The 19,886-nt window shown below is 60.6% G+C and carries 25 protein-coding genes and 1 other RNA gene; 8 read left to right on the top strand and 18 right to left on the bottom strand.

All coding sequences use genetic code 11. The features are described from left to right. Positions 1-2: 2 nt before the first annotated feature. The 9 genes from K9F62_19590 to K9F62_19550 form a co-directional block, all read right to left on the bottom strand. Positions 3-500 carry a DUF1804 family protein gene (locus K9F62_19590; GenBank protein UJX40862.1) on the bottom strand — a complete coding sequence of 166 codons (498 nt, stop codon included), beginning with the start codon at positions 498-500 and terminating at the stop codon, positions 3-5. Between the two features lie 2 nt (positions 501-502). After that, a complete protein-coding gene (locus K9F62_19585; GenBank protein ID UJX40861.1) occupies positions 503-697 on the bottom strand; it encodes a hypothetical protein in 195 nt (64 codons plus the stop codon). After that, positions 694-954, bottom strand: a complete 261-nt coding sequence (locus K9F62_19580; protein UJX40860.1) for a hypothetical protein — start codon at positions 952-954, stop codon at positions 694-696. The genes K9F62_19585 and K9F62_19580 overlap by 4 nt, the downstream gene beginning before the upstream one ends. Beyond that, the gene (locus K9F62_19575; GenBank protein ID UJX40859.1) at positions 954-1,565 is read right to left on the bottom strand and encodes a hypothetical protein; all 612 of its coding nucleotides are present in this window, start codon (positions 1,563-1,565) and stop codon (positions 954-956) included. The genes K9F62_19580 and K9F62_19575 overlap by 1 nt, the downstream gene beginning before the upstream one ends. Then, a complete protein-coding gene (locus K9F62_19570) occupies positions 1,546-2,286 on the bottom strand; it encodes a transglycosylase SLT domain-containing protein (GenBank protein ID UJX40858.1) in 741 nt (246 codons plus the stop codon). The genes K9F62_19575 and K9F62_19570 overlap by 20 nt, the downstream gene beginning before the upstream one ends. 2 nt (positions 2,287-2,288) lie before the next feature. Then, positions 2,289-2,639, bottom strand: coding sequence for a putative holin (locus tag K9F62_19565; GenBank protein UJX40857.1), 351 nt, complete (start codon positions 2,637-2,639; stop codon positions 2,289-2,291). Between the two features lie 110 nt (positions 2,640-2,749). Next, complete coding sequence (locus tag K9F62_19560) at positions 2,750-3,265, bottom strand: hypothetical protein (GenBank protein ID UJX40856.1); 516 nt, start codon at positions 3,263-3,265, stop codon at positions 2,750-2,752. Between the two features lie 12 nt (positions 3,266-3,277). After that, positions 3,278-3,700, bottom strand: coding sequence for a DNA transposition protein (locus tag K9F62_19555; protein UJX40855.1), 423 nt, complete (start codon positions 3,698-3,700; stop codon positions 3,278-3,280). Then, positions 3,697-4,122 carry a regulatory protein GemA gene (locus tag K9F62_19550; GenBank protein UJX40854.1) on the bottom strand — a complete coding sequence of 142 codons (426 nt, stop codon included), beginning with the start codon at positions 4,120-4,122 and terminating at the stop codon, positions 3,697-3,699. The genes K9F62_19555 and K9F62_19550 overlap by 4 nt, the downstream gene beginning before the upstream one ends. Positions 4,123-4,189: 67 nt before the next feature. On the opposite strand from K9F62_19550, the gene K9F62_19545 reads away from it, so the two are divergent. Then, the gene (locus K9F62_19545) at positions 4,190-4,849 is read left to right on the top strand and encodes a hypothetical protein (protein UJX40853.1); all 660 of its coding nucleotides are present in this window, start codon (positions 4,190-4,192) and stop codon (positions 4,847-4,849) included. Here the strand turns inward: K9F62_19545 and K9F62_19540 are convergent. The 9 genes from K9F62_19540 to K9F62_19500 form a co-directional block, all read right to left on the bottom strand. After that, positions 4,850-4,915, bottom strand: an RNA gene (locus K9F62_19540) — hammerhead ribozyme type II. Then, positions 4,914-5,129 carry a hypothetical protein gene (locus K9F62_19535; GenBank protein ID UJX40852.1) on the bottom strand — a complete coding sequence of 72 codons (216 nt, stop codon included), beginning with the start codon at positions 5,127-5,129 and terminating at the stop codon, positions 4,914-4,916. Before K9F62_19535 ends, K9F62_19540 begins: the two co-directional genes overlap by 2 nt. Then, positions 5,126-5,743, bottom strand: coding sequence for a DUF3164 family protein (locus K9F62_19530; protein UJX40851.1), 618 nt, complete (start codon positions 5,741-5,743; stop codon positions 5,126-5,128). The genes K9F62_19535 and K9F62_19530 overlap by 4 nt, the downstream gene beginning before the upstream one ends. Continuing rightward, positions 5,740-6,099, bottom strand: a complete 360-nt coding sequence (locus K9F62_19525) for a LacI family transcriptional regulator (GenBank protein ID UJX40850.1) — start codon at positions 6,097-6,099, stop codon at positions 5,740-5,742. The genes K9F62_19530 and K9F62_19525 overlap by 4 nt, the downstream gene beginning before the upstream one ends. Then, positions 6,089-6,667: a winged helix-turn-helix domain-containing protein gene (locus tag K9F62_19520; protein ID UJX40849.1), complete on the bottom strand. Its 579-nt coding sequence runs from the start codon at positions 6,665-6,667 to the stop codon at positions 6,089-6,091. Before K9F62_19520 ends, K9F62_19525 begins: the two co-directional genes overlap by 11 nt. Next, positions 6,668-7,444, bottom strand: a complete 777-nt coding sequence (locus tag K9F62_19515; GenBank protein ID UJX40848.1) for an ATP-binding protein — start codon at positions 7,442-7,444, stop codon at positions 6,668-6,670. It abuts the gene before it with no gap. A 17-nt stretch (positions 7,445-7,461) separates the two neighbouring features. After that, positions 7,462-9,579 carry a Mu transposase C-terminal domain-containing protein gene (locus K9F62_19510; GenBank protein UJX43257.1) on the bottom strand — a complete coding sequence of 706 codons (2,118 nt, stop codon included), beginning with the start codon at positions 9,577-9,579 and terminating at the stop codon, positions 7,462-7,464. Positions 9,580-9,592: 13 nt separating this feature from the next. Next, positions 9,593-9,811 carry a helix-turn-helix transcriptional regulator gene (locus tag K9F62_19505; GenBank protein ID UJX40847.1) on the bottom strand — a complete coding sequence of 73 codons (219 nt, stop codon included), beginning with the start codon at positions 9,809-9,811 and terminating at the stop codon, positions 9,593-9,595. Continuing rightward, the gene (locus tag K9F62_19500) at positions 9,808-9,963 is read right to left on the bottom strand and encodes a hypothetical protein (protein UJX40846.1); all 156 of its coding nucleotides are present in this window, start codon (positions 9,961-9,963) and stop codon (positions 9,808-9,810) included. Before K9F62_19500 ends, K9F62_19505 begins: the two co-directional genes overlap by 4 nt. 477 nt (positions 9,964-10,440) lie before the next feature. Here K9F62_19500 and K9F62_19495 point away from each other — a divergent pair, with 477 nt between their 5' ends. The 7 genes from K9F62_19495 (at position 10,441) to cas1c (ending at position 19,883) form a co-directional block, all read left to right on the top strand. After that, positions 10,441-11,232 carry a helix-turn-helix domain-containing protein gene (locus K9F62_19495; protein ID UJX40845.1) on the top strand — a complete coding sequence of 264 codons (792 nt, stop codon included), beginning with the start codon at positions 10,441-10,443 and terminating at the stop codon, positions 11,230-11,232. Between the two features lie 414 nt (positions 11,233-11,646). Then, positions 11,647-14,148, top strand: a complete 2,502-nt coding sequence (gene cas3 / locus K9F62_19490; protein ID UJX40844.1) for a CRISPR-associated helicase Cas3' — start codon at positions 11,647-11,649, stop codon at positions 14,146-14,148. A gap of 13 nt (positions 14,149-14,161) precedes the next feature. Beyond that, positions 14,162-14,953 carry a type I-C CRISPR-associated protein Cas5c gene (cas5c, locus tag K9F62_19485; protein UJX40843.1) on the top strand — a complete coding sequence of 264 codons (792 nt, stop codon included), beginning with the start codon at positions 14,162-14,164 and terminating at the stop codon, positions 14,951-14,953. Further along, on the top strand, positions 14,950-16,968 hold the full coding sequence (cas8c, locus tag K9F62_19480) for a type I-C CRISPR-associated protein Cas8c/Csd1 (GenBank protein ID UJX40842.1): 2,019 nt from the start codon (positions 14,950-14,952) through the stop codon (positions 16,966-16,968). Before cas5c ends, cas8c begins: the two co-directional genes overlap by 4 nt. Before the next feature lies 1 nt (position 16,969). Beyond that, positions 16,970-17,818, top strand: coding sequence for a type I-C CRISPR-associated protein Cas7/Csd2 (gene cas7c, locus K9F62_19475; GenBank protein UJX40841.1), 849 nt, complete (start codon positions 16,970-16,972; stop codon positions 17,816-17,818). Between the two features lie 407 nt (positions 17,819-18,225). Then, positions 18,226-18,867, top strand: coding sequence for a CRISPR-associated protein Cas4 (gene cas4 / locus K9F62_19470; GenBank protein ID UJX40840.1), 642 nt, complete (start codon positions 18,226-18,228; stop codon positions 18,865-18,867). Continuing rightward, entirely contained in the window at positions 18,864-19,883 is a 1,020-nt protein-coding gene (cas1c, locus tag K9F62_19465; GenBank protein ID UJX40839.1) for a type I-C CRISPR-associated endonuclease Cas1c, read from the top strand. The genes cas4 and cas1c overlap by 4 nt, the downstream gene beginning before the upstream one ends. The last annotated feature ends 3 nt before the right edge of the window (positions 19,884-19,886 follow it).

Here is a 19,886-nt window from a genome sequence, read left to right as displayed (position 1 = left end):
GGCTAACCGAAGGCCTTGGCAATCTCCGCCCCGAACGGTTCCAGAATCTCCAGGAACGCCGGTCCGTGCTGCGGGTAGCGGTCGCGGATGAAGTTGCCGAGTTTGTCCAGAACGGCCAGCGCCGTGGCCAGCTCGGACGTCTCGGGCAGCACGCGCTTGCTGGCGGCGATGGTCTTGTTGAAGCTGTCGGCCAGGCTGGCCAGCATATCGACCTTGGCCGCCGCCGGCATGTCGCCCGTGGCGATGGCGTCCATCATGGCTTTGTGCTGCACCACGTAGTCGGCCAGCATCTGCCGGGCCACCGCCTCCACGCCGTCGCCGGCGAGCAGGCAGGCGGCCCGCAGCTTGTCCCAATCCTCGCCGGCCTCGCGCGCCGCGCGCTTCCAGCGGCCGGCCGTGGCCGTGGACACGCCGGCTTTGGCCGCCGCCATCTCCAGGGGCAGCCGCTCATGCACGTAGGCCGCCCGCACGGCCGCGACCTTGTCCTTGCCGTGGGCCATGGCTACCAGCCCATCTTGACCCGGATATAGTTGATGGCGACCGCCACCACGCCGCCGGCCACGGAGCCGGACACGGCCCCGGCGACGGCCGCTCTCTTGTCCACGGCGTCCAGGCGCGTCGTCAGACAGTCCACCTTGCCGTCGATGCGACGCAGGAGCGCCAGCTCGGCGGATTCGCTTTCCCGTTCCTGTGTCATGCTTTTCCTCCCGGCCTCTCGATGAGACGATCCAGCTTGCTTTCGATAACGGCCAGGCGTTCCAGCATTTCCGACCGCATCAGGATATAATCGTCGCGGCGCACGCAGCCGTCCGCCACCTTTTCCCGCAAGGCCGCCACGTCGGCCTCGTGGCGCTTGAGCGCATCCTGCAAGTGCTTGACCCACAGGCCGCCGAAAAAGGCGATCAGGCCCAGCAGCACGTTGACGGCCATGGGCACCCACACGGCGGCGTCCATCAGCGATTCCCGCCGTCCGTGGCCAGGTCGATCAGGGCGTCAAGCTGCGCTTCCATGGCTTGCGAGCGTGCGCCATAGTCGCGGATGTGGGCCAGGATGTCGGCCGGGGTCACGGCGCGGCGCGGTCGTAATCCGGGGTGAGCGGCCGGGGCGGCGTCGGGCGCTCCAGCAACTGGGGCGGGACCTGCGGCTTGGGGCACGGCACCGTCACCGGGACCAGGGGCGGCGGCACCGATGGCCTCGTTGTACAGGCGCACAAACTCAGGGCCGAAAACACAATCAAGGCCGGCAGTCGCATGGGGGATTCTCCTTGTGATGCTTCTGATCTTGGCCGCGCTTTGGCGCTTGCTCCGGTCCAGCCTCGCGGCAAGGGCGTTGGCCCGGCTTTGGGCCGCTTCCAGCTCCTGGCGGGCCTTGCGTTCCGCCTCGGCCCAGGCTTGGGCCTGCTCGGCCTTCCAGGTCTCGGCCCGGGCGGAAAGCTCCGCCACCTCGGCCCGGCGCGCGGCGTCGGCCCGGCCGAAGCCGGTGCGGTAGCCGGCCCCAAAGGCCAGGATGCAGGCGAGCACCCCGGCCACGGCCCCCAGCACCCACTTATTGAGCAGCAGTGACATGGCACACCCCCTGGCCCCAGCCGGCCCGGATATAGAGCGGTTCGAGCGTCCCCAGGATGCGGCGGGGATAGCCCCGGTTTTCTTTCCAGGCGGCGGCATTGCGGCCAGCGTTGTAGCGCTCCACCTGCCCGAACCAGACGAGCCCGTCCGCACCGTTTCGCCCGGCAAGCGCCTTGTCGCGCCGCACCCAGCCCAGGCCGCCGTTGTAGCCGGAAAGGGCCATGCCCATGCGCTGGCAGCCGTCCCGGGCCGTCACCCGGTCCCACAGCCACTTGTCGTAGGTGGCCAGGGCGCGAAGCGCCCAGCCGGGGTTGAAGGGATCATTGGCGGCCAGCTCGGGCACAAGTCCGGCGATCCACTTGGACGTGGACGGCATGAACTGCGCCAGGCCACGCGCCCCCACCGGGGAGACGGCGTTTTCCCGCCAGCGGCTTTCCTGGTGCACCTGCGCGGCGAGCGTCGCGACCGGCGCTTCCAGGCCGAAGGCGTAGCGGCCGCACCGGGTCAGCTCGGCCCGGTGGCGCAGGGCATTGGCCGGGATGGTCTCGGCCCGGGCCGCCACAAGGGTGAACAGGAGCACGGCCAACGCCCCGGCGGCGAAGCCCGCGCCCCACAGAAAGCCCGTGAAAAAGTGTTTGCAGACAAAGCCCGAGGCCGCTTCCGCCCGGGCGAGCCAGGCGTCGGGGATGCGGCCGAGCACGTCGGCCAGGAACCGGCGCATGGCTACAGCCCCAGGCACACGGCCAGCATGACGCCGAGCACGATCAAGGCGCGGCGCAGCAGCGCGGCGGCGAAGATGGATGCGTAGCCCGGCACCACGGCGTAATCGGCTTCGTCGTCGGGGAAAGCGGTGTCGTGGGCGCGCCATTCGCGGGCCAGGTATCCGTCGGGTCTGGCGTAGGGGAACAGCCAGCGGTCGAGCCAGTAGCCCACATAGCCGGCGAGCAAGACCAGGGTGAGCTTGTAGAGCATGACCGGCAGCTGCACCGGCGACACAACGGCCAGCGCCGCCACCAGCAACGCGGCCGCCACGGAACAGGCGAGCAGACGCGGGGAATGGAATTTGTGGAACATGGACGCCTCCTTGCATTGCGGTTGGGAGGCGGAAATGGAACCGCCCCCGGACGCCGCCTATGCTAGGCGGCGCACCAGGGGCGGTGATAGGTGAAGGGATTCAGACGATATTATTTTAAGTTTTCAGCAGGTGTGGCCATAAACATAAGGGTGTCATCAACCAAGCTCAATGTGTAAGCAATAGAACCAACTTTATATTGCGCTTCTTTCCCTTGACTTGCCGTGTCGACCAATTCTGTTACAAGCTTAGTCCGTTGCTTCAAAGAAAGTGAGGCTGTCATATCAACCACGGCATGCATGGCCATGATACTGGATGCTTGGGCCATGGTGTCCTTGTTTGCGCCTGCGACATGAGAAGCCGCAACGATAATGCCGGTTGGTTTAGCGGATTTTCTATCCAGGACAAAGGTCACGATAGATTTGCCGCTTTGACCGCCCAACATAGGCGTCTTTCCCTTTATACCCAACTGCCATGATTCGGGATTGATTGCACCGACCTTTTCGGCTGACGTGGCAAAACCATCAACACAGCCCACCGGATTGATGTCGAAGGCTTTTTTGGACGCAGCCCAAGCTGAGCCGGTTAAAAGCAACCATGCAACCGCCAACACCATCACCCGTTTCATGCTTCTCCTCCGTTAAACTAACCGGAATTGGTCATCTGGCTTGACCGGAACGGTCTTGAGAATGAGCCAAATACGCCTATCGGAAAGTTTATACCGTCTGGCCAAATGGAAAACAACCTCGGCCGACGACCGGCCCTTGCTGGTCTCGGCCACGAAATATTCATTGATCTCGGCATCACGCGCCGCCTGCAAGGCCGCCGCGCACCGTGGCACGTACAGCTCGTCGCCGCCGAAATGCCGCACCAGCGCATCCGCCGCGTCCACGCCCACCACGTCGGCCAGCATGTTGTAGCGCAGCTCGCCCAGCTTGGTTTGCCGTTTGGGCACGGGGAAGGTGGTGCCGCCCAGGGACCGCACCAGCTTCATGGCCTTTGGCAGGCCGATGAGGTCCACAAGCTCCTGCACGGACGCCGGAAGGTTGTGCCGCTCGCTCATGCCGGCCTCCCATGGCGCTTGGCGTCGCGGGAAAGCGCCGCCAGCACGCCGCGCGCCTGCTCGGGCGTAAGCCATTCCAGCTTTTCCACGCCGAACATGCGCTTGGCGATGCCCCCGGCATAGCTCCAGGGCCGCTTGGCCTCGGCCAACAAGGCTTCCATCTTGTCGATATACCCGGCCGCGCCGGGGACGGCCGGCTTGCGGCGCGAGGGCTTCTTGGCCGGCTCCTGCCAGCCGAGGGTACGCAGGTAGGCGACCACCCGCACCAGCTGCGGCACGGTGCAGTCGCCGGCGCTTTCGTGGTCGGTCAGCCGTTCCAGGACGGCGCGATAGCTGGCGTCATCCAATCCCAAGTCTTTCTTGGCGATATGGATTTTGGCCAGCATTGACCTGCGCAACTTGTGGGAGTTATAATTTAGCATTGTGATTTTATCCTGTAGTTGTAGTTGTATTTCATCTTAACAAAGCACCATGTAGGAAAAGTATAAAATGGATTTCACATATGCACAAAAAAGCATGCGGCTAGAAGATCGCATCAAAGATGTTGTCAACAGTTTAAACAATAAAAACTTACTTGATAAATACTATGCTGGACTTGTTGACCAAATTAATACCACCTCCACAAAAATAGAAAAATTATTTATATTTCGTCTTATTTTGATGCTTTCGTATTCACTGCTTGTTTGCGGTGCTATAGAAATTAATTCCGTGACAGTTTTAAGTATAAAAAATAATGATATTGTCATAATTATTTTTCCAATAGTTACATTTTTTGTAGAAAGTATCTACAAAAAGAATATTTATTTTTGTGCTAAAAACTTATACCTATATGATAATATAAGCAAAGTTCTAGATCCAATATTGTATCAAAATGGGTTTCATAGGTATTTAATCAGCAATATTAATTTTTCATTCTTGTTTAGCTATGCGAGAACAAAAGGAAAGAGCTATCCTTCAATGGTTAGATTTATTTTTTTCTTTACCGAGTATATCGTGATAGTTGGTACAACACTATATATCTATTATTCAGCACCAACGAGTATGTCGGGAATTATGTCTGTCTTTTTTTACGGCTATATTGGTATATATATTTGGGGAATGATCTCGTATGTTCTCATGTCAAAGAGTTTCTTAATATTTTTTCTTTGATATTGGCTGCTCGTCAGGCCAGGGCCGCCACGCCCGGACGACCGCCCACGCGGGGCGGTTTCGCTTAAACGGTCCTCGCAATGATGCGTTTGGCCTGGAGGGTGTAGGCCTCGCCCAGCTGCCCGTCCTTGATGGCCTGGTTCAGCAGCTGGGACAGGGCTTCGGCCTGTTTCTTCCAGCGCAGCGCTTGCGCTTCGGCGCTACGCAGCACCCGCAGGGGGACCGGGCGGCCCACCGGCGGGGCCGCCCCCGGTTCATTCCTGGGCAGCGCGTCCATCACAGCGCCGCCAGGTCCAGGGCGATGGGGGCGTAGGCACCGTCGTCCTGGCGTTCGTAGACGCGCAGGAGCTTCTTGCTGCCCACCACCTGCAAGCTGTCGGCAATGGCCGTCATGGCCCCGGTCCAGCGCGTGTCCTGGATGTCGAGCCGCCGCAAGCCCAGGATCGCGCCGGTGTTGACCCGGCCTTCCTTGTCCACGGCAAAGGCCTGGTTGATGATGGCCTTGATCTCGTCGGGGCTGCCCTGGGTCCATTCGGTCAGGCACTCGTCGATAAGCGCCTTGGCCGCCTGCAAGCGCTCGTCAAAGGCCAGGTGTTCGCTGATCTGCACCTGCACCTTGTAGCGGCCGTCGAAGCTCAAAAGCGAAAGATTGCCCTTGAGGCCGCCGCGCCTGGCCCCGTACTTCTCGGCCGAGAGGTCGGCGAAGGCCTGGATGTCGCCCAGGGTGTTGGCGCGGAAATCGCGCATGGCCGTCTGCACGCCCTTGGCGGTGGCCACGATGTTGCGCGTCAGCTCGTCGCGCAGCTTGTCCACTTCCTTGACCTTAGCGGTGGGAATAAGCCGTCCCTTGGCGTCTTCCATGTAGCCGTCGGGAATTGCCGTAGCCGTCATCATGCCGTTTGCTCCTTTCCGGCCTCCCGGGGCCGGGCGTTGGCGTTGGTTTGGGGGGCTGTCCGGTGCGGGCAGGTCTGGCAGGCCCGCCACAGGCGCAGGGCCGCCGGGCTGGACGTGGGCATTTTGTCGCCGTTGTCCGCGCATTCGGCCGGCGTCACTTCCCGGCCGAGATGCGGACAGACCCGATGTCCGAGAGTGGCCAGGACCTTGGCGGCCAGCTTGTCCGTGCCTCCCGGATACTTGCCGGCCAGGGCCAGGCTGATGGAGGTGCGCGAGTAGCCCAGCCGCCGGCCAGTGGCCGCAATGGACGTTCGCGCCGCTTCGGCGGCCAGCAGCGCCAGCCAGTCAGCGGACATGGGCGGCCCTCCGGGATGAGCGGCCAAGCTCGAAGACCTGGCCGGTGTTGCAATCCGTCAAGCGTCGGGTTTGGGTGTTGAAGGCCGGGGCTTCGGGGCCGCTGATGCGGTCGCGGCGCAGCCGCCAGCGCTGGACGCCGCCTTCGCCGCGACGGGCAAGCGGCAGCAGATAGCCGGCCGTCTCCAGCGCGGCGAGGTAGCGCGTCAGGTTGCGCTCCGGTTCCTTCTCGCTGCCGTCGCACAGCATGGTGAGCAGGTCGTCGAGGCTAAAGCCGTCGCGTATGCTCATGGCGCGCCAGGCCTTTTGGCGCAGGGATAACGCGCGTCGGCTCGGGGCCGCATTGCCGCAGGGACCGGAAGTAATCTCGCGCCCCTCGGCCAGGAATTGCCGCCCCTTGTCCGTGATCTGGTGCGCGCCTTCGGCGGAGAGGATAAGCCCCTTGCGACATAGGCTTTCCAGGCACAGCCGCGCGGCATCGCGGGTTTTCCCGAGGCTGGCAGCGATCTGCCGCGTCAGCTTCGGCCCTTCCGCCAAAGCGTTAAGGATCGCCAGCCCTGACCAGCCCATCTAACGGCCTCCGGCGGCGCGGGTGGCGCGGTTCGGACCGGCGACGCCGATGCGGACCATCTTGGGCGTGCGGCTTTGCCAGTCGAAAGCCAGTGGCGCGCCTTCCAGGTCGGCCACGTCCACCGTGTCCAGGCCGTTGAGTCTGGCCAGGCGTTCGACGGCCGCGATGACGTTTAAGGCCTCGCGCATGCGACCGCCGGAAATGCGGTGCACCTCGGCCATGAGCGCCGGGGCCATGCGCACCTCGGAAAGCTGCTCGCAGGCATGGGCCACGTCGGCGAGGCTCGCGGGCTGAAACTCCAACACCTGGGCGATGCGACCGTGAATCTGCTTGCATTTGCCGATTTGCTGCTGGATGCGGTCCATGCCGATCAGCACCACCGTCACCTCGGCCCGGTCGGATAGGTCCCGGATTTTCTCCAGGACCACGGCCTTGTTGTGGAGCGTGAACTCGGCTTCGTCGATGACGATGGGCAGCTGCGTCTCCACCACCCGCTCCAGCAGGCGGCCGAAAAGCTGCTGCGCCGTGCCCGAAGGGTCCACCTTGATGGCCTTGGCCAGCTCCACCAGGAAATACTTGGGCGTCCAATCCACATTGGCCCGCAAGAACACGGCCCCGGTCTCGGCCGCCCAATGCCCGACGATATGGGACTTGCCGAGTCCCGGCGCGCCGTGCACCAGCATCATGCCGGCCTCGGCCGCGCCGCGCTGCTCCACGGCGGCGATGCCGGCCGTGAAGCGCGAATAGTTCTCCGTTTTGACAAACTGCTTGCGCATGCCTTCTCCCTGTCGGTCTATTTGGTTTGCGCCCTGGGCAGGACGTTGCCGCCGTCCCAGGCGATGCCTTCGTAGCGGTAGAAATCGTGGAGGTCGGCGTAGGCCGGCGACCGGACATAGGCGTCCATCCAGGCCTGATCGCCTTCGGTCCACCCGTCGCGGTGGCGCATGAGCCAGGTGTAGCGCTCCTGTTCGGACAAAAAGAGGGGCCGCTTCCCGGAGGCCGCCGGGACGACAGCCTGGGGCTCGGGAGCCGGCAGGTCGGGCAGATTGGGCAGCTCGGGCGCGGGCGGCGTGACCGCGTCGGCCACAAGCGTGATGTCTTGCGGCGCTTCGGCGAGTTTCACCGTGGCCCCGGGCGCGATCCGGGCGATCTTGCCGGCGAGCCTGGCCACCTGCCCCTTGGCGCGCCGCTCGCGGGCGGCTTCCACCTGGTTTTTCGGGAAATAGTCGATGCTGTTGCCGTCGAGCCGGGCCGTGCAAATCATCTCGCCCCGGGTGGTCCAGCAATAGACCTTGGACGCGTCCCAAATGTCGTAGCGCACGTCCACGAAATCGCCGTGAAAGTCGGCCAACACTTCGGAAAAATAGGTGTTGTTGAAAAGCCGCACCTCGCCGTTTCGCACCTTGCGGGGGATGCCGGGCATGAAAAGCTCGTCGCGGACGGCCTCGGGAACCCGAAAAGGCTCGAAGCCACGTTCGACGAAGCGTTGCCAGGCTTCATTGGGCGAAAGGTGCCGCCGCCGGCCGGTGGTCTGGTCCTCGATCCGGGGCAGGCCGCGATGCGGCGTGGCGTTGTATTCTTCCACACGGGCGAGAAGCGCCGCCTTGAACGCCTCCCAGGTGGGGAGCAGCCGTGAGGCGGCGTGCTTTTTCAGGTCCGCCCGGGTGATCTTGAAAATTTTGTGGGCGGCGTCGCCGTCCATGTCGGCATGGGAACAGGACGGCAGGCGCTTGGACAGGGGCTCGCACAGCGTCTTGACCGCGCGCTCCATGAGCCCCTTGCCCTGGGGTCGGCCGGGGATGGCGCGGACCGCCTCGATGCCTAGCCGGTCGAGCATGCCCGAGCCCGGGGTGAGCATGATGTTATTGACGTAGCCCGGGCCGTTGTCGGTGTAGAAAAGCGCCGGGATGCCGCCGAACAGGCAGGCCATGCGCAGGGCGTCCAGCACCGTGCCGGCGCTTTCGGCCTCGCCGATGGACATGCCCACGCAGCGGCGCGTGGCCACGTCGAGCACGAAGGTCACCTCGGCCTTGAAAGGTTGGCCGTGGATCGGGTGCTGGATTTCGGCGTCAAAGGTGGTGCCGTCGGCGGTGTAGACGTCGGCGGGCCACAGTTCGGTGGTGCTGCGGCGTTTGTGGGGGCGGCGCTTGAGCAGCGCGTTGCCCGTGTCGCGGCCGGCCTCGCGGTCGGGATCGGCCATCTTGGCCAAAAACCGCCGCACGGCGAAAATGGAGGGCGGCGTGCCTTCCCAGGCCTCCGCGAACCGCTTGTAGGCATCGGCCACGGTGGGCTTTTGCGGCCGCTGCCAGATGGCCAGGAAGGCCGGAGCCCAATCGGGCACGCCCATGTCCTGGCCCTGACGGCGAGGAGCCAGCGCCGCTTCGCCGCCTTCGGCGAACTTCGAGCACCAGTCGTAAAGCCGGCGTCGGGACAGGCCGCGCCCGACGGTCATGCGGTCGTTGGCCACCTGGATCAATGCCGCCAGCCGGGTGGGCAGGGTCTTGTCCGTGGCCGCAGCGAGCAGGTTGCGAATGGCCTTCTCCTTGCCGACGAGCGGCATGGCGTGTTCGATCTCGCGCACAAAGGCCAGCCGGGCCAGGGCGGTCTCGCGTTGGTGCCTGGTCAGCCTGGAGAGGGGAGACGGCACGCGGGCCTGAGCCGGCGTCGCGGGTACAGAGAGGGAGGAAACGGCGGGCGGGGTGTCCGGTCCGGGACTGCCGGCCAGCATGGCGGCGGCAAGAGCTTGGCGCACGTTCTCGGGGAGGGAACGCACAGGGTAGAGGCGGCGCTTGCCGCCACGGCAGGTGGATTGTTCAAAGGGCCAGGATTCCTTGCCCGCTCTCAGCTGGATCGCGCGCTCGGATTTACCAAGCGCCTGCGCAATCTCTTTTACCGTGACCGTATCTTGCATCATCACAACCGCCTTAGGCCGCTTCCTTTCCTCTCATGTCTTCCGGCAACGCCAACAGCCGCCCCGGGCAACCCACAGCAAGCAGCGCCCGAAGCGCCTTTCTGTTGTTGCGCCTGCCGTGGACGGTTTCCGAGACGATGGAGCGGGCGATGCCGGCCCGACGGGCGACGTCGGATACCGAAATGTCTCTTTCCACCATCCAGGCCCGGACTTTCCTGCCTTCACGCTTCATAATTCCGTCTCGATTTTGCGTTTGCGCGCCTTCAGACGCTTGATTTCCTGTTCCGTCCGCGCCCATTCCAGGAGCCGGGCGTCGTCGCCGTCGATGACCCGCCAGCCCTTGCCCATGCGGCCGAGCCCGCAGTCCAGAGGTCCCGCTGGCAAACACGCGGCAAAAAATGTTCAAGACCCGCGTGCGCGGCACGTTTCTGGGGTCGCTGGGACGGAGCCATTTTTCGAGAGTCGCCGGTGCGAGGGCTTCGGCGTTGCCGCCACAAAGGATCACCCCGTAGCACCACGCCGTCCTGTTGGGCCGGTTGACAGCCTTTGCCCGTGAAAGCCCGGAGCTTTCCCCGATCCGGTTCATGGATGCCGCGATTTGCGCATCCACGTTGAGGCTGGGCGGTTCCAGCGGGCTGAGATGTCGGGCGCTTTGCATCGAACGCGTGATCCTTGATCCGAAAATTCCCAGGCGTCGGACATTGTGTAACGGTGTCGCCCCTGATAGCTACGTTTGTAGCGGGTTAACCGTCGCCCACGACCAAAGCTCTACAGTTTGGAAGAAAAGTCGTCAACTAGTGTTTTGACTCTTCCGACTTTTGTTCCGATTAACGGCTTCAAAAATTCTTGTAACTAATTAAAATGAATAATAAAGATAGAAATTCGTCCACTTCCGACTTTTCTTCCGACTTTCACTCCGAAAGTCGGAAGGAATTCGAAGCAACGATTTCCAGAATGTTGCAGGCCATTGAAGGCAAATGTCAGGAAGACCTCGCCTCGTTTCTCGAAATCAGCAAAGACGCCATCTATAAAGCTGGAAGGGCTGCCAAAATTCCTCCAGCCTGGTTTCTCGCCGTAGGAAAAAAGACTAATATTTCAATTGATTGGCTTGTCACTGGAGAGTCCCCCAAGTATCGCGGGAACGCCCAAGTAGCGTCTGCGGAAGCACAGACAAAGTGCCCAATTCCGCCTGGCGAGCCGCAGTGGATGGCCCCGGATGCCGCGCCGAGCATGGGGTATGCCCTTGTTCCCAAGGTGATGGCGCGATTGGCGGCCGGGACGGGAAGTCTGGAAACGGAAGGAAAAGTAATCGGGTACTACGCGTTCAAGTTGGATTTCTTGCAGCGGAAGGGGCACCCAAAGAAAATGGTGCTTATGGATGTCGCCGGCGACAGCATGGAGCCGATGCTTTTGGACGGTGACACGGTTTTAATAGATGAAAGTCAACGAGAGATAATAGCCGGTGCGATGTTTGCGGTGGGCATAGAGCAGGAAGTTTTTGTGAAGTCCCTGCTTCGTGTGCCTGGGAAGCTTGTTTTGCAAAGCCGTAACGAACGCTATGCGCCCATAGAAGTGGATATGAACGGCGACTTGGCCGGCACGGTGCGCATTATCGGGCGCGTTGTCTGGAGCTGCCGCGAGTACGTGCGCTAGCCCGTCAAAAGCCGTTCAATTCCGTGCCAAAAGGCGCGCATTTTTCCGTCATTTTCTGTCAATCAGTGCCAAAACTCCTTCGTGCTTGGCGTCGCCCTAAAACCTAGGCACGGCGGGCATTTTCGGCCGTTCACCTCCCTTTCTTTCTAGTGCCAAACTGATCGCCTCCCCGGTCGTGAAGCGAAAGATGGGACCGACCGGCACGGCCGCGACTGCCCCCTGGCAGGCGTCGGTGCTTCTAGCCCATAAAAATGGGCTGACGCAGGTTTTAAGTAGATTGTATCGATATTTTTATGTTTGTAGTGATTTATAATTTCTATAGGGGTAATATTCGCAGATCCACAAGCGGGTGTGGTGAGGTATATCCATATTGCGCAGTGTGATAAGTTGCAACGAATTGGAAATAGAATATTTATGGTCGACGCTCGAAAATCTTATATTGCTCATGTATCCAGCCTGAAAGGCACTCCCTGTGCCAGGGTGCAACCGCTGGAAGAGCATCTGCGCAATGTGGCGATGTTGACGGAAATATTCGCGGGCAAGGCGGGCATACCGTTGGCTGGCCACCTTGTGGGGCTCCTACACGATTTCGGAAAGTACTCCGAAGCATTTCAGTATTACATCCTGTCAGCGGCGGGCTGCATCCAGCCTGGAGAACCGCACTATGTCGATCCGGTCGCGCACAAGGGCAAGATCAATCACGCTTTCGCAGGTGAGCAACACCTCTGGCGGCACTTGAAAGGCAATATTTATAAGCAGGCCATAGCGCAAATGTTGGCCCTGTGTGTGCTCTCACACCATTCTGGCCTCAAGGACTGCATGACGCCTGAGGGTGAAAATGCCTTTCTTGACGACTACATGACGCGAAGCGAGGAGAAAACCCATCACAATCAATGCGAGCGGGCTTGCGATCCTCCCTTGACCGCTGAACTACATTCAATGATTTCGGATAACTTGGTGCGAGAAGTCTGCGGCGTCCTTAAAAAACTGCATGCGCGGCTACGGAAACGGCTGCACCACGATGCGAGCACGGATGATCAGCTGGATAACGAGAACAGCCGCGATTTCCAGCAGGGTTTGCTGGCGCGTTTTTTGTTCAGTTGCCTCGTGGACGCGGACCGAACGGACAGCGCCGAATTTGAAGAGCCGGCGTTACAAAAGCTGCGTGCCGCTATGCCACGTCGCCCGTGGGAGAGGCTTGTGCCGCGTCTGGAGGCGGCCCTGGCAGCGAAAAAACCAAAACATCCCATTGACCACCTGCGGTGTGATATTTCCGACCACTGTGCCCGTCGGGCCACGGATGATCAGGGCATTTTTACTCTCACCGTGCCTACGGGTGGAGGCAAGACTCTGTCGAGCCTGCGGTTCGCTCTGCTGCATGCGCAAAAGCACGATCTGGATCGGGTGATCTACGTTATCCCGTATACCTCCATCATCGACCAGAACGCCGATGTGGCGCGCAAAATTTTGGAAGAGGGCGAGACGCCCGGTTCCATGGTGCTGGAGCACCACTCCAACTTCTTGCCGGACAAAGACACCACCGACGAAAACGCGGTCAAGCGGTGGGAAAAGTTGGCGGAAAACTGGGATGCCCCGGTGGTTTTCACCACGATGGTGCAATTTTTGGAAAGCCTGTTCGGTTCCGGCGCGCGCCATGCCCGCCGCATGCATAATCTTGCCCGCAGCGTCATTGTCTTTGACGAAGTCCAGACCGTGCCGGTGCGCTGTCTGCGCATGTTCTGCAACGCCGTGGAGTTTTTGGTCGGCCAGTGCGGTTCCTCCGCTGTGCTTTGCACCGCCACCCAGCCCCGCCTCGGTGACCTGCCCAGGCCGCTGCTTGGCAGCCTGTCCCTGGGGCCGGAGCAGGAAATCATGCCCGACGTGCCGCGCTATTTTGAGGAGCTTCGACGCACGGAGTTTTTCGATCACTGTCAGGAAAGTATGAGCGCCGAAGCGGTGGCCGCCCTGGCCCAGGAAGAACTGGCCGGGAACGGTTCCTGTCTTGTGGTGTGCAACACCAAGAAAATGGCTGAAAACCTCTATGCGCTCTGCGCCGCGCGAGAGGACCTGAGCCGCTATTACCTCAGCACAAACCTGTGTCCGGCGCATCGCCTGGAAAAGCTTGAAGCCATGCGCAAGGATCTGGATGCCGGAAAGCCTGTGCTGTGCATAAGCACCCAGCTTATCGAATGCGGCGTGGACATCAGTTTTCGCTCCGTCATCCGTCTGGCGGCGGGGCTGGATTCCATTTTGCAAGCGGCGGGGCGCTGCAACCGTCACGGCGAGGGGGCCGCAGGGCGGGTGCATGTGGTGCGCGTGGACGGCGATGCGGAAAATCTCACGCGGCTACAAGACATTAAGGATGGTCGGGATATCTTTTTGGATGTGATACGGGTAACGTTCGCGGATATATTGCAGGCCTCGAACGATGACCTGACCCTGCCGCAACTGACAGCAGCCTATTTCAAACATTATTTTCACCGCAGGGCCGCCGTCATGTTCTATGCTGTTGACGGAGGTAAAAAAAACCTGCTGGATTTGCTCGGCAGTAACAAGCATGCCACTGGAGAAAAAAGTTGTGCCCCCATGCTGGGCCAGTCCTTTGGCACGGCGGCAAAGAAGTTCCAGGCCATAGAATCGGCGGCGACAAGTATTTTGGTGCCGTATGGAGAAGGGAAAAGGATCATTGCCGATCTTTGTTCAATGGATATTCTGTACAAAAAAAAGGAACTGTTGCGCCAGGCACAGCGTTATTCCGTGAATATTTTTCCGAATATCAAAACACAACTTGACAGAAAGGAAGCCTTGTATCCTATTCAAGACAGTGGCATCTATGCATTGAAAAAGAATTTTTATTGCGATGAAATGGGGGTTGTTACGCAACCGCTGGCCAATCTCGCTTCTTTGCAAATGTAGCCAGGAGGCTTGAGTGAAAAACGACATATCTTTTACCGTCTACGGGCGTTATGCCTTGTTTTCCGATCCGGTCACCCGTGTGGGGGGCGAGAAATGTTCCTACCACATCCCCACCTACGAGGCCCTCAAGGGCATCGCCAAGTCGATCTACTGGAAACCCACCTTCATCTGGATCATCGAAAAGGTGCGCGTGTTGCGTCCCTTCCGCACCCAGACCAAGGGCATCAAACCCATCCGGCCCACCACGGGCGGCAACGATCTTTCCATCTACACGTATCTGGCGGATGTGGCCTATCAAGTCACGGCCCGCTTTGTCTGGAACGAGCACAGGCCGGAACTGGAGCGGGACCGGATTGACGGCAAGCATTACGAAATCGCCAAGCGCATGCTGGCGCGCGGCGGTCGGCAGGATATTTTTTTGGGCACACGCGACTGTCAGGGCTATGTGGAGCCCTGCGTTTTTGGGGAAGGGCAGGGAGCCTATGACGATCTGGAGGAACTGGCCTTCGGCCTCACGTTTCATGGCTTCGACTACCCGGATGAAACCGGCGAAACGCGTTTCGGGGCGCGGTTCTGGAAGCCTGTCATGCGGCGTGGGATCATAGAATTTCCCGCCCCGGACGATGCTTCGCTTTTGCGCAAGGATATTCGCGCCATGGAAGCCAAGGTTTTCACGCCAGGCAAGAACCATGCGGGATATGAGGAAGCGGAGTTGACGCGCCTTGTCCAGGAGCCGGAAACCGTGGCCTACCCGGACGCGCGAACCCTGCTTGGGGAAGACGGGTCGCAAGGGGGCGCGCTGTGAGCTGGATGCAGAAGCTTTTTGAAACCTATGAGGCCTGCGCCAGCAACTCAGACTACACGGAGCCACCGCAGGCGGAGGACGGCGGCAAGGAAGCCCCGACGCTCATGCCCGTGAGCCACACCAGCCAGCAGGCGCACATTTGCGTTACGCTTGACAGCGAGGGCAATTTCAAACGCGCCGAACTCATGCCGCTTAAGGCGCAACTCATCATTCCCGCGACGGAAGGTTCCGCTGGAAGAGCTGGCGCAAAAGTCGCCCCGCACCCTTTGATTGATAAGATCCATTATTGCGCCAGGGACTACAAGGGGAAAAAGGCGGAAACATTCAAGGGTGGGTTTGAAGCATATTTTGAGCTTTTGACGAAGTGGAGCGAGTCAGAATTTACACATCCCATGGTTCAGGCTGTTCGCGCATTCATTGCCAAGGGAGAGCTGGTTTCAAAGCTTGTTGAGGAAGGAATCCTTCGTGTCGATACGTCGGGAAATTTGCTGACAAACCCGAAGGAAGGGGAGATCGACGGAATTTTTAAATATATCACCAAGGATCAGAAGACAAAACTCTTTGATCAGGGTGATGCCATCGTATGCTGGAAAGTTGTCGGTAAGGAACTGGAAGACCGCACGTGGAGAAACAAGGAACTGCAAAAGCAGTGGATGCTTTTCGATGCGCAGCTGGTAAAGAACAGCGCACTTTGTATGGCTGCCGGCGAGGTTGTGGCGTGCGCCCAGAACCATCCCCGCAATATCCGTCGCCCCGGTGACGGAGCCAAGCTCATCTCGTCCAATGATGCCGCCAACTTCACCTTCAGGGGGCGATTTATCGAGGCGGATGAGGCCTGCACCGTGGGGTATGAAACAAGCCACAAGGCCCATAACGCTCTGCGTTGGCTCATCGCCCGCCAAGGCTACCGCAACGGGGAGCAGGCGGTTGTGGCCTGGGCCGTGAGCGGCGCGCGCGTGCCCAATCCTTGCGAAGACTTCTTAAACATGGCTGACGAGGATTTGTTGCGGGATGATGCGCCGGAGTTGTCGGCGGACGCGGACGCCGGCGCGCAGCCCAAAACGCCGCCGCCGAATATGGGGCTGGTGTTCGCCGAAAGGCTACGCAAGGCCCTGGCGGGCTACCGGGCCGACCTGCGAGACACGGACGGCATTGCGATCATGGCGCTGGATGCCGCCAGCCCCGGCCGTCTTGCCGTGACCTTCTACCGCGAACAGATGCTGGAACAGTATTTGGGCAATCTGGAAAAATGGCAGGAAGATTGCGCCTGGGTGCTGCCGGTGCGTCTGCCGGAAGAAGATACGGGGCGTGGTAAAAAGCGTTTGCGAACGGTCTTTGCCGTCTGCGCGCCGACGCCGGAAACCATCGCCCGGGTGGCCTACGGCAGGCGTATCGACGACAAGCTGCGCAAGGCCACGGTGGAGCGCCTGCTGCCCTGCGTTGTGGATGCCGCGCCTCTGCCGCGCGACATCGTGGAGTGCTGCGTGCGCCGGGCCTGCAACCGTGTCGCGCTGGAAAAATGGGAATGGCCGGAAGTGCTCGGCGTGGCCTGCGGCGTCTATAAAGGGTATTACGCCAGGCATCTTCAAAAAGAGGAATACGGTATGGCTCTTGATAAGGATCGTACATCCCGAGACTACCTGTACGGGCGACTTCTGGCTGTGGCGGAATACATAGAGCGCACGGCTCTTACGATGACGGAAGAAAGACGTCCTACGAATGCGGAGCGTCTTATGCAGCGCTTTGCCGACCATCCGTATGCCACTTGGCGGCAGCTGGAACTGCAACTTTCTCCCTATATTCAGCGGCTGCAAAGTAGCGCACGTGTCAAGTTGCTTGCGCGCGCGCAGAAAGTTCTGCGCGAAATTTTCGATAAATTTTTGCCGGAGGCGTTTATCTCCTCTGCCAAGCTCAGCGGAGAATTTCTGTTGGGCTATCACACCCAGATGGCAGATCTCTATACCAAGACAGAAAAAGACAATACACCAGAAGAAAATAATCAGGAAGGAGAATAGAATGAGTCTGCAACACAAGATCGACTTCGCCGTCATTCTCACCGTTGACCATGCCAACCCCAACGGCGATCCGCTCAACGGCAACCGCCCCCGCACCGACTATGAAGGCTACGGCGAAATCAGCGACGTCTGTCTCAAACGCAAGATTCGTGACCGGCTCATGGAGCTGGGGCAGGGTGTTTTTGTGCAGTCCGACGACCGCAAGCTGGACGGCATGGCTTCGCTCAAGGAGCGGGCGGAATCCGCCGAACATGGCCTGGGCAAGGACGCTTTCAACCCGAAAAAGAGCAGCAAGGAAGAAACGGCGCGCAAGGCCTGCGCCAAGTGGTACGACGTGCGGGCTTTCGGCCAGCTTTTCGCCTTTGGCAAGCAGGATGACGCCGCCGGCGTTTCCATTGCGGTTCGCGGCCCGGTGAGCCTCCATGCCGCCTTCAGTGTGGAGCCGGTCAGCGTGGCCAGCATCCAGATCACCAAGAGCGTGAGCAGCGAGGGCGACGGCAGTAAGCGCGGCTCGGACACCATGGGCATGAAGCACCGTGTGGATAGGGGCGTGTACGTTTTTTACGGCAGCATCAACCCACAGCTTGCCGAGCGCACGGGCTTTCGTGACGAGGACGCGACGGTACTCAAGGGTATTTTGCCCCGGCTGTTCGAGAACGACGCCTCGTCCGCCCGGCCGGAAGGCAGCATGGCCGTCAACCACGTCTTCTGGTGGCAGCACAACAGCAAGGCCGGGCAGTTCTCGTCGGCCAAGGTCCACAAGAGCCTGACGGTCAAGGGCGACGGGAGTTACGAGCTGGACGGTGAGGCCACGCCGGGGCTGACGGCGGAGGTTTTGGAGGGGTTTTAATTTGTTACCTTGAATTATCTCTACAGGAAGATTTTTTGCTAGACAGCCCGCAAATTCTCTCGTACGTATTTCTGGGGCCGGGAAAAAGGGTATTAAGGAGGATGGCAATATGCAGATGTTATTAGCCGCAGGCGGCAGTCATATAGGGGCGTGATTTTCGCCGCAGTTGGAGAGTCTTCCCGCGCGTCCTGGCAAGAGTGTCAGGAAGACTCTCCAGTCCCTGTCGATTTCTATTCATTTAAACTTATGATTGTCCCGTCTGTCAACAGGCGGGGCAATCATGGGTCCACTGATTGCTCGTCGCTCCTGTGCGGGAGCGTGGATTGAAGCCTGTATGAGATGATTCGCGGTGGTAGGCAGGCCCCTTCCTTAAGGAGGGGGCCGAAACCTCTTAGGAGAATGCCGCCATGCAGCACCTTCCCCCGACCGACCCCATCCCCATCTCCGCGTTGCAGCACTATTTGTACTGCCCCCGGCAGTGCGCGCTTATCCATCTGGAACAGCTGTGGACGGAGAACGTCTACACGGCCGAAGGGCGGCAGCTGCACGAAAAAGCCCACGGCAACGTGGCGGAAAGCCGTGGCGACCGCAAAATCGTCACCGGGCTTTTGCTTTGCTCCCATGAATACGGGCTGACCGGCCAGGCCGATGTGGTGGAGTTCCACCGGCGCGAAGGACGCTGGCAGCCGTACCCCGTGGAATACAAGCGCGGTCGCCCCAAAAACAACGACGCCGACCGCATACAGCTTTGCGCCCAGGCGTTTTGTCTGGAAGAAATGCTGGATGCCTCCATTCCCGAGGGTGCGCTTTTTTACGGCAAAACCCGACGACGACAGGTGGTGTCCTTCGACGAAGCCCTGCGGGAAGAAACCCGCAAAACCGCCGAGGCCGTGCATGCCCTGTTGGGTCAAGGCGCAACGCCGCCGCCTCCGCCGCTGGAAATCGCCAACACCATCTGCCCGGCCTGCTCGTTGCGCGACGTCTGCATGCCGCTTGCGCCGCGAAAATCGGCGGCTGCCTATCTGCAATCCGTACTGGAGGACGCATGAAGCCGCTGCTCAACACGCTGTTCGTCACCACCCAGGAAAGTTATCTCGCCAAGGATGGCGAATGCGTGGCCGTGTACCAGGGCGATGCCTTGAAGGGCAAAGTGCCTATCCATACGTTGGGCGGGCTCGTGCTTTTCGGTCAGATCTCGTGCAGCCCCTTTCTGCTGGGCCACTGCGCGGAACACGGCGTGACGGTCTCGTGGTTGACGCAAAACGGGCGTTTTCTGGCCTCCATGCATGGCCCGGTCAGCGGCAACGTGCTGCTGCGCCGCGAGCAGTACCGCCGGGCGGACGAGGATGCCTCCTCCGCCGCCATTGCCGCGTTCATCGTCATCGGCAAAATAGCCAACTGCCGCACCGTGCTGCTGCGCACCGCGCGGGAGCGCCCAGGCCCGGAGCTCGATACAGCCGTAGCCCGCCTGGCCCAGTGTCTTATGCGTTTACGCGAGCCTCAACCTCTTAATATGGTTCGCGGTATCGAGGGCGAGGCCGCGCAGGCCTATTTTGGCGCTTTCGGCAGTCTTATCCATAGCAAGGACCCCGCGTTCCGTTTTGCCGGCCGCAACCGGCGTCCGCCGCTGGATGCCGTGAACTGCCTCCTTTCCTTTCTGTATACGCTGCTTGCCCACGACGTGCGGAGCGCGCTTGAAGGCTGCGGGCTTGATCCGGCGGTAGGTTTTCTGCACCGCGACCGGCCCGGCCGGCCAAGCCTTGCTCTGGACATCATGGAGGAATTTCGTCCCTATCTGGCGGACAGACTGGCTTGCACGCTGATCAACCGGGGGCAGGTGAAGGGCAAAGGCTTCAGGCGCACGGAATCAGGGGCCGTCATCATGGACGAGGACACCCGCAAGGACGTGATAACCGCCTGGCAGGAGCGCAAACAGGAGACCGTGGAGCATCCCTTTTTGCAGGAAAAGATGGCGGCGGGCCTGCTGTATCATTGTCAGGCACGGTTGCTTGCCCGCTATCTGCGCGGTGACCTGGACGCCTACCCTCCCTTTGTGATCCGGTGACGC

This window comes from Desulfovibrio sp. JY (assembly GCA_021730285.1).
In the GTDB taxonomy this organism is placed as follows: domain Bacteria; phylum Desulfobacterota; class Desulfovibrionia; order Desulfovibrionales; family Desulfovibrionaceae; genus Solidesulfovibrio.
Note: the sequence above shows the minus strand (reverse complement) of the source record. Positions and strands in the feature narration are given on the sequence as shown.